At 69.0% G+C, this 8,379-nt stretch carries 6 protein-coding genes; all 6 read right to left on the bottom strand.

What is annotated here, in order from left to right:
• Nucleotides 1–303 precede the first annotated feature (303 nt).
• Genes Q0Q02_RS15290 through Q0Q02_RS15265 form a run of 6 tightly spaced genes read right to left on the bottom strand, consistent with a single transcriptional unit; the run spans nt 304 to nt 8,372 of the window.
• Nucleotides 304–1,725, bottom strand: coding sequence for an FAD-dependent oxidoreductase (locus Q0Q02_RS15290; RefSeq protein WP_293810604.1), 1,422 nt, complete (start codon nt 1,723–1,725; stop codon nt 304–306).
• Nucleotides 1,722–2,336 carry a cysteine hydrolase gene (locus tag Q0Q02_RS15285; protein ID WP_293810603.1) on the bottom strand — a complete coding sequence of 205 codons (615 nt, stop codon included), beginning with the start codon at nt 2,334–2,336 and terminating at the stop codon, nt 1,722–1,724. Before Q0Q02_RS15285 ends, Q0Q02_RS15290 begins: the two co-directional genes overlap by 4 nt.
• Nucleotides 2,337–2,338: 2 nt before the next feature.
• Nucleotides 2,339–4,399, bottom strand: a complete 2,061-nt coding sequence (locus Q0Q02_RS15280; RefSeq protein WP_293810602.1) for a hydantoinase/oxoprolinase family protein — start codon at nt 4,397–4,399, stop codon at nt 2,339–2,341.
• On the bottom strand, nt 4,396–6,090 hold the full coding sequence (locus Q0Q02_RS15275) for a hydantoinase B/oxoprolinase family protein (RefSeq protein WP_293810601.1): 1,695 nt from the start codon (nt 6,088–6,090) through the stop codon (nt 4,396–4,398). The genes Q0Q02_RS15280 and Q0Q02_RS15275 overlap by 4 nt, the downstream gene beginning before the upstream one ends.
• A complete protein-coding gene (locus Q0Q02_RS15270) occupies nt 6,087–6,956 on the bottom strand; it encodes an isocitrate lyase/PEP mutase family protein (RefSeq protein WP_293810600.1) in 870 nt (289 codons plus the stop codon). Before Q0Q02_RS15270 ends, Q0Q02_RS15275 begins: the two co-directional genes overlap by 4 nt.
• Nucleotides 6,957–6,959: 3 nt before the next feature.
• Nucleotides 6,960–8,372 (bottom strand): MmgE/PrpD family protein, encoded by a 1,413-nt coding sequence (locus Q0Q02_RS15265; protein WP_293810599.1) that lies wholly within the window; start codon nt 8,370–8,372, stop codon nt 6,960–6,962.
• Between the last annotated feature and the right edge of the window lie 7 nt (nt 8,373–8,379).

Below are 8,379 nucleotides of genomic sequence, written 5' to 3'. Positions count from 1 at the left end.
GCCCTCAGCCCGGTCCGACCCCGCTCGCATGGGCCGGCATCCGAAACCCTTCACAACTGCAGACATCAGGGCATCGCCCGCAAGCGGACTCTCATCGGCTCAGGCGCCGTCAGGTGCAAGTGTCATTGCCTTTCCAAGCAGAAGCGAGGCCGACAAATCTTGTCGGCGGACAAATCCGGCATCCAACGTGCGATGTCCGGCTCTTCCAACCCGTGAATGTCAGCCCCAGATTGGTGGCGCGACAGCGCCGCCAATTGATCTTCGAACTGCATCATTTCGTTGCCTTCACCAGCCGGGCAGATCCTACGCTTGGTCTTGCGGTTGATCGGGCGAGGCCAGACGCGCCGCTTTTCGCCCTGCGATTTCGCCGAGGCCGATGGCGGTGAGCAGGCCGTTGCCCGAGAGATAGCCCGAGGCATGTTGGCCAGAGACACCGGCCGCCGCGCCGCCGCAGGCGAAGAGATTCGAAAGTGCCGAGCCGTCCGGCCGCAGCACGCGCGCTCGCGGGTCGATGCGCAGGCCGCCCTGGGTGTGAAAGAGCGCGCCGGTGACACGCACCGCGGAAAAAGGAGGGGCCAGCGGCGCGGCGCCGCGAAAGTCCCTGCCGAAGCGGTCGCTGCCCTCTCCGCGCTTCAGCGCCTCGACCTCGACGGAAGTGGCCGCGAGCGCCGCCGGCGGCAAGCCGAGCGCTTCCGCAAGCCCGGAGATATCCTGCGACTGCAGGATCGCGCCCTGCGCCTCGGCGTTGCGGAAGTCCTCGAACTGGCGAGCAATGGTAGCGATGCGGTCATCGAAGATTGTCCAGGCCTTGCCCTCGGGCTGGGCGAGCACGGTTGCGGCCTGTTCGGAATAGCCGTGGCTCTCGTCGGAAAAGCGCTCGCCCCGCGAATTGACCTGGAAGCCGCCCTCCATGATCGTCGCCCAGCTGATCAGGATGCCATGCGGCTGCGCGACCGAGCCATGCCCTTGATGGCCCGACATGTGGACGAGCTCGGCCCCCAGCGCCTCGCCCCAGAGAACGGCGTCGCCCTCGTTGCCGGAATGGCCGAACCAGAGCGCATTCGTCATCTGCGGAATGTGCTTCGCGACGAGATCGCGGTTGCCGCCATAGCCGTTGCAGGCCAGAACCAGCGCCTTGCAGCCGATCCGCTCCTCGCCGCCGCCGGGCCGCGCACCGGCAATGCCCGTGATGCGCCCGGTTTCCTCGGCGAAAAGCGTCGTGGTGCGGAATTCCGTCAGGATCGGGATGTCGCGCGCTTCGACGGCCTCGCGCAGCCGGTCGATCAGCTCGGAACCGGTACGCTTGGGCAGGCCATGCATGCGGCGCGCGGAATGGCCGGGATAGGAGAAATTCGTCACCACGTCGAAAGGCAGGCCGTGGCTGTCGGCGAGCCATTCGAGCACCGGGCCGATATGCTCGGTAAGTTGAACGACGACCGCCGGATCGGGCTCGCCCTCGGCCTTGGCCATGATGTCGGCCGCGAAGAGCTCCGCGCTGTCCTCGATGCCCGCCTCGCGCTGGAAGCGGGTCGCGGCAGCGGGGATCAGCCCCGCCGACAATGCGGTCGAGCCGCTGGGAACGGCGTCGCGCTCCACGACCACGACCTGCGCGCCTGCCTCGCTGGCGGCGAGAGCGGCGACGAGCCCGGCGGCGCCGGCGCCGATGATCAGGACGTCGGCCTCGGCCTCGAAGGTGACACCGGCGGCCGGAAGGACGGCGTTCATGGCGTGCCGACCTCCGCCAGCACCTCGGCGATCGTGGCGACGCGGGCGACGGGCTTCAGCGCCGCGATCGCCTCGGCATGCATCGTCGGCGTGGGAGCGGCGCAGCCATCCTCCAGCACGGTCACGTCGAGGTCGCGGACATGGGCGTCGCGCACCGTCGAGGCGACGCCGCCATTGGTGACGATGCCGGCGACGACGAGATGCGCGATGCCGAGCTTGCGCAGCACCCACTCCAGCCGCGTCTGGTAGAAGGCGGAGTAAGCGATCTTCTCGACGCTGACATCGATCGGCTGGAGCGTGTCGACGACGCGGTGGCCCCAGCCGCCAGGCAGGAAGTCGCCGCGCTTCAGGAACGGACGCATCTGCCTGAGATGCGGTGAGATCAGCGGCTCGCCGCCGCGGCCGGGCACCAGCGTGAACTGCGTCGCCGCAACAAGCCCGCCCCGCGCACGGAAACGCTCGACGAGCGGCAACAGCCGGCCGGGAAGCGCCTGTGCCTCCGGCGAGGCGGCGCCGCCCCGGGCATAGGCGCCGTCGGGGTGGATGAAGTCGTTCTGGAGATCGACGATCAGCAGGGCGGTCGTGGCAATGTCGGTGATCGGGCCGGCCATGATCAGCCTCTCAGGATGACGAGGTTGCCGAGAGCATCGACCTCGGCCGTCAGGTCGGGGTCGAGCAGGATGGTGGCGTCGGGTTGCTCGAAGATGGCCGGGCCTTCGACGCATGTGCCGACGGGCAGATCGAGCCGCGACCAGATCGCCGTCTCGCGCCAGGCCCCGTCGAGATAGACTTGGCGGGTGCCGCGGCGCGCGGTCTCGATATCGGCATGGGCCGGCGGAGCGAGCGCCGTCAGGTCGAAGGCCGGACGGCGGCCGATGGCGGCGGTGCGCAAGGTGACGATGCGGACCGGGATGCCGGGCAGAAGGCGGCTGAAGGCCGCGCCATAGGCGGCATCGAAGGCTTGCCGGATGATCGCGGCGCTGACCCCCGTGGTGCCTTCGCCCAGCGTGACCGGCAGCGGCACCGAGACCGTGTGCGTCTGCCCGAGATAGTGCATGTCGAGCTCGTAGAGCACATCGATGCGCTCGACCGAGAGGCCGGCATCGGCCACCACCGCGTGGGCCTCGCGCCCGGCTTCGACCATGCGGGCATCGAGCGCTGCGGCATCCAGCCCGTCGAGCATCAGGTTCACCGTCTGCACGCCGTCATGGCGGATATCGGCGATGACGCAACCCAGCGCCGAGGTGACGCCGGGGAAGCGCGGCACGAGCGCGCCCTTGAGGCCGACCTCGTGAATCAGCGCGCCGGCATGCAGCGCGCCGCCGCCGCCGAAAGGCATGGCCATGAACCTGGCCGGATCATGCCCGCGCTCGATCGAGACCAGGCGAATCGCGCCGGCCATGCGGGCATTGGCGATCTTCACGATGGCCTCGGCTGCTTCCATAACGTCGAGGCCGAGCGGCTCGGCGATCTCCTTGCGGATGGCGGCCTTGGCGGCGTCGAGGTCGAGCCGTTGCAGCGTCCCGAGCGGCTTCGAGCCGTCGATGCGTCCGAGCACGAGATTGGCGTCGGTGAGGGTTGGGCGCGTGTTGCCCTGGCCGTAGCAGACCGGGCCGGGACGGGAGCCCGCGCTTTCCGGGCCGACTTCGAGCAGGCCGCCGGCATCGACGCGGGCGATCGAGCCGCCGCCGGCACCGATCGTGGTGATCTCGATCATCGGCGTGCGGATCACCATGCCGAAATCGATCGTCGTCTGGGCGGCAAGCGCCGCCTCTCCGCCCGCGATCAGCGAGACGTCGAAGGAGGTGCCGCCGAGATCGCCGGTGATGATGTCGGGATAGCCGGCGGCGCGGGCGACCGCCGCTGCGGCGATCACCCCCGCAGCCGGACCGGAGAGCGCCGTGCGCACGGGCAGGCGCCGGGCGGTGGCGGTCGACATCACGCCGCCATTGCTCTGCACGATGTGGAAGCGGCCGGCGAAGCCGTCTGCCTCCAGCGCATCCTCGAGGCGGCCGAGATAGGAGCCGACCACAGGCTGGAGCGTGGCGTTGAGCGCGGTGGTCGAGGCGCGCTCGAATTCGCGGATCTCGGGCAGGATCGCCGAGGAACAGGCGATGTTGTCGTTCGGCCAGACGGCGCGCGCGGCGTCCAGCGCGTCGCGCTCATTCTGCGGGTTGGCATAGGCGTTGATGAAGATGATCGCCAGTGCCTCGCAGCCCTTGTCGCGCAACACGCGAGCGGCCTCGGCCATCGCCCCTCGGTCGACCGGAGTACGGATCGTGCCGTCGGCGAGCGTGCGCTCCGGTACTTCGAGCCGGCAGTCGCGGGACGCGGCCGGCTCGAAATCGCCCCACAGCCCCCAGGTCTGGCGCCGGTCGCGGCGGCGCATCTCCAGCACGTCGCGGAAGCCCGGGGTGGTGATGACGCCGATCTTCGCGCCCTTGCGCTCGAGCAGCGCGTTGGTGCCGACCGTCGTGCCGTGGACGATCGAAGCGAGCTCCGAGACTGGACCGAAGGTGGTCAGCCCCGCGATGAAGCCCTTCGCCTCGTCGCCGCGCTGGGAGGGGACCTTGGCGGTGCGGAAGCGCTTGGCCGCTTCGTCGAACCAGAACAGGTCGGTGAAGGTGCCGCCGACATCGACACCGACGACGGCCTTGGGAGAAGAAGTCGTCATCGGCCGATCTCGATGTCCAGCCCGTAGGTTTCGCGTGCCGCCTCGGGGCTGACATAGCCGTTGGCCACGTCGCGGCGCACCGCCGCGCGATCGCGCTTTTTAGGGTCGCCATAGCCACCGCCGCCGGGGCTTTCGAGGCGCACGCGCTGGCCCCTGGCGATGTGGATGTCGGCGATCTTGGTGACGAGCGGCGGCGAGGCCGGGCCATCCTGCGTGTCGTAGGTGAAGCGGTTCGTCGCGGCGGGCCCCCCACCGGCAACGCCGAAGGGCGGAAACTTGCCGCGCTCGCCGAGCAGGAAGACGTCGGCGCCGCTCTCGGCCAGAGCCTCGATCTCGTAGATCGCGCCGCAGCCGCCGCGATGGCGTCCCGCGCCGCCGGAGTCAGGCCGCAGCGCCCATTGTGTGAACATTACGGGATAGGCGGCTTCCAGGATCTCGGCCGGCGGGATCGTCGCGGTGGAGATCGGGTTGTTGCCGTGATTGAGGCCGTCGCCTTCCGGGTTGCCGCCGAGGCCACCGCCGAAGAAGGAAAACATCACGAAGCGCGAGCCATCGTCGCGATGGCCGGCAAGCGAGAGCGCGTTGATCGTCGCATAGGGTGAGCCGTTGGCGCGCTCGGGGGCGATCTGGGCGAAAACCCCGAAAACCGTGTCGATGACGCGCAGGATCGTCTCGGTATAGCCGCCAACGGGCTTGGGCGGCTTGACGCCGAGCAGCGTCGTTTCGGGGATTACGAAGGTGATCGGCTTCAGCACGCCGGCATTGGCCGGCACATGCGGGAAGATGTGCTTCAACGCGACATAGCAGCAGGCCACCGCGGTCGAATAGGCAATATTGAGTGGGCCGCGACAGGGCGGAGCGGAGCGCGAGAAATCCAGCGTCATCGCATCGCCCTCGACCGTGAGGTCGAGCGCGATCCGCAAAGGCTCGTCGCTGATCCCATCATTGTCGAGGAAGTCGTCGAAGCTGTAGCGCCCGTCCGGCAGGGCCGCGATCTCGGCCCGCATCAGCGCCTCGGCGCGGGCGGAGAAGGCATCGAGCGCGGCTTCGACCGTCTCGCTGCCATAGTCATCGAGCAAGGCGGAGAGCCGCTGTTCGCCGAGATCGAGTGCGTTGAGCTGGCCGTTAAGGTCGCCCCAATTCGATTGCGGCAGGCGCGAATTGGCGTTCAGGATCTCGACGATGTCGGCCTGGAACTCGCCCTTGCGAACGAGCTTGACTGGCGGGATGCGGAAGCCCTCCTGGAAGCTCTCGGTGGCCCTGGCGTTGAAATTGCCCGGCACGTTGCCGCCGACATCGAGCCAGTGGCCGACCGAGGCGAGCCAGCAGAACAGCCTGCCTTCGCGAAAGATCGGCCGCACGAGGCGCATGTCATTGAGGTGCGTGCCGCCCTCATAGGGGTCGTTGAAGAGCCAGGTGTCGCCCGGCTCGTTGGCTGCGCCCGCCTCGACGCGCGCGATCACCGCGCGCACGGCGAAGGCCATCGCGCCGACGAAGATCGGCAGGCCCGACGTGCCCTGCACCAGCGTGTCACCGGTCGTGGCATGGTAGAGGCCGTGGCAGGCGTCATGCGCCTCGGCGATGATCGGATTGAAGGCGGAGCGATAGAGCGTCGCATCCATCTCGTTGGCGATCTGCTCCAGCCGGCCCTTCAGGACGGCGAGCGTGACGGGGTCGAGCGGCGCGGTCACGGCTTGCCCTCATAGGCCTTGCCGACGGCGATCATCTCCGGCGTGCCGATCACGGCGTTGAGCTGATCGAAATCGAACATGCGTTCGCGGAAAGGGTCGGTGGTGCCGTTGGCCTTGAGACTGGCGTAGAAATCCTGCGCGGCGCGGGCGAGGGCGCGGACGATGCCGCCAGGAAAGATCACCAGCGAGAAGCCGAGCTCTTCCAAAGCTGTCGTGGACTTGATCGGCGTGCGGCCGCCCTCGACCATGTTGGCCATCAGCGGCAGCGTGCCCTTCAGCCCGGCGATGACGCGGGACAGTTCCTCGGCCGAGCCGGGGGCCTCGACGAAAAGCATGTCGGCCCCGGCCTCCGCATAGGCGTGTGCGCGCTCCAGGGCCCTGTCGAAACCCTCGACGGCGATGGCGTCGGTGCGGGCGATCACGAGCGTCTCTTCGGAGGCGCGGGCGTCGGTTGCCGCCTTGATCTTGCCGACCATCTCGGCGGCGGGGATCACGCCCTTGTCGGCGAGATGCCCGCAGCGCTTCGGGAAGCTCTGGTCCTCGATCTGCAGGGCGTTGGCGCCGGCGCGCTCGAAGAGCCGCATGGTGCGCTGCATGTTGAGCGCGTTGCCGTAGCCGGTGTCGGCGTCGACGATCAGCGGCGTCGCGACGCGGTCGCGGATCATGGTGATGGTCTCGGCGACTTCCGCCATCGAGACCAGCCCGATATCCGGCCGGCCGAGGCGCGTATAGGCGATCGAGGCGCCGGAAACGTAGAGCGCCTCGAAACCGGCGTCGCTGGCAAGCGAAGCCGTCAGCGCGTCGTAGACGCCGGGTGCGAGCACGATCTGGGGCCGGCGAAAGCGGGCCTTGAGTGAAGCTGTCATCGGTCAGGTCCTGGTGACGGGCGCAGAGGCCAGCAAGGCATCGAGCGCCGCGATATCGGCCGCGCCCGGCAGGGCATCGATGGCCGCGATAATCGCCTCGGCCCGGGGCTGGCCCCAGACCGGCACGGCGAGATCGAAGAATTTCTGGCGCACTTCCGCGGGCGTGTAGGGATCCTCCGTATCGCCGCGATTGGTCAGTGCCTGCGCTTCGAGCACACGGCCGTTCTTCAGCGTGACCGTTACGCGCGCCGGGCGCAGCGCGGGCAGCTTCGCCGTCGCCTCGGCATCCTCGCGGACGAAGACGCGCCTTGCCAGGCTGCGGATCGTCTCGTCGGTGCGGGCAACCTCCCGGAAGGCGGGCACGGTCGCCGCGCCATGGACGATCGTGGTGGCGATCGAGAAGGGCAGCGAGAACTTCGCCGCCAGCATGTTGTGCGGCTCCTGTCCGGCCAGCTGCGCCGCCCAGATATAGGTCGCGATATCGACGCGCTCGATCGCCGCGGGATCGATCCGGCCTCCTTCCTGCACGACGATCTCGGCCAGCGCGTCGAGCGCGCCGTGATTGTAGCGGCAGCAGGCATGGCGCTTGAAGTAGTTGCGCGCGATCTCCCAGCGCTCGCCGAGCTCCGCGACCATGTCTTCCGGGCGCCAGTCGTCGGCGATGACGGTGCCGTATACGGTGCCGAGCCCGTCCGCCTCGCCGGTGAAGCCGGCGGCGACGAGATCGGAAACCATCAGGCCGATCTGGTTGGAGAAACCGGCGAAGCTGTTCCGCACCGTGCCGCCCTCCAGCATGGTGCGGCGGCTGGTCGAGAGGCCGAGCGAAGAGGCGACATTGATCGTCTCGGCCATGCCGCTGGCGTCGCGCCGTTCCAGCCAGGCGATGGCGACTGCCGCACCGACCGTGCCCCAGGTGCCATGCGGGTGCATGGTGACGCGCAGCTTCGAGGCGATGCCGATCCGTGCGCCGATCTCGTAGCCGAGCGCGACCGCCGTCACCACGTCGCGCCCGCTCGCCCCGGTTCGCGCAGCGGCTGCGAGCACCGCCGGCACGACATGGATGCCGGGATGGCCGCGGCAGAACTGGTTGCCCTCGTCGAGTTCCAGCATGGTGCCGGCCGTACCGTTCAGGAATGCGGCGAGGCTTGGGGTCGTGCGGCGTCCGGCGCCGATGACGGCGGCGCCGGCTTCATCGGCGGTCGCGGTCATACGCCGGGCGAGCGCGATCGTCTCGGGCTCCTGCGCGCCGGCAGCGATCGCCGCGATGCAGTCGCCGATCACCTGAAGGGTACGGGCGACGACGGGCTCGGGCAGGTCCTCATAGCGCAGCCCGGCGCAGAACCGCGCGAGATCGTTCAGCCAGTCCGGGGTCTCGGGCCGGCGCATCACGGGAGCGGCTTCGACATGGACGGTCATCGGGACC

The sequence above is a fragment of the uncultured Allobosea sp. genome (assembly GCF_945956895.1).
In the GTDB taxonomy this organism is placed as follows: domain Bacteria; phylum Pseudomonadota; class Alphaproteobacteria; order Rhizobiales; family Beijerinckiaceae; genus Allobosea.
This window is presented reverse-complemented; position numbering and strand designations above follow the sequence as displayed.

Bases quoted from the DNA above. Each gene is read 5' to 3' on its own strand.
- Q0Q02_RS15290 (WP_293810604.1), bottom strand. From the start codon at position 1,725: ATGAACGCCGTCCTTCCGGCCGCCGGTGTCACCTTCGAGGCCGAGGCC.
- Q0Q02_RS15285 (WP_293810603.1), bottom strand. From the start codon at position 2,336: ATGGCCGGCCCGATCACCGACATTGCCACGACCGCCCTGCTGATCGTC.
- Q0Q02_RS15280 (WP_293810602.1), bottom strand. From the start codon at position 4,399: ATGACGACTTCTTCTCCCAAGGCCGTCGTCGGTGTCGATGTCGGCGGC.
- Q0Q02_RS15270 (WP_293810600.1), bottom strand. From the start codon at position 6,956: ATGACAGCTTCACTCAAGGCCCGCTTTCGCCGGCCCCAGATCGTGCTC.
- Q0Q02_RS15265 (WP_293810599.1), bottom strand. From the start codon at position 8,372: ATGACCGTCCATGTCGAAGCCGCTCCCGTGATGCGCCGGCCCGAGACC.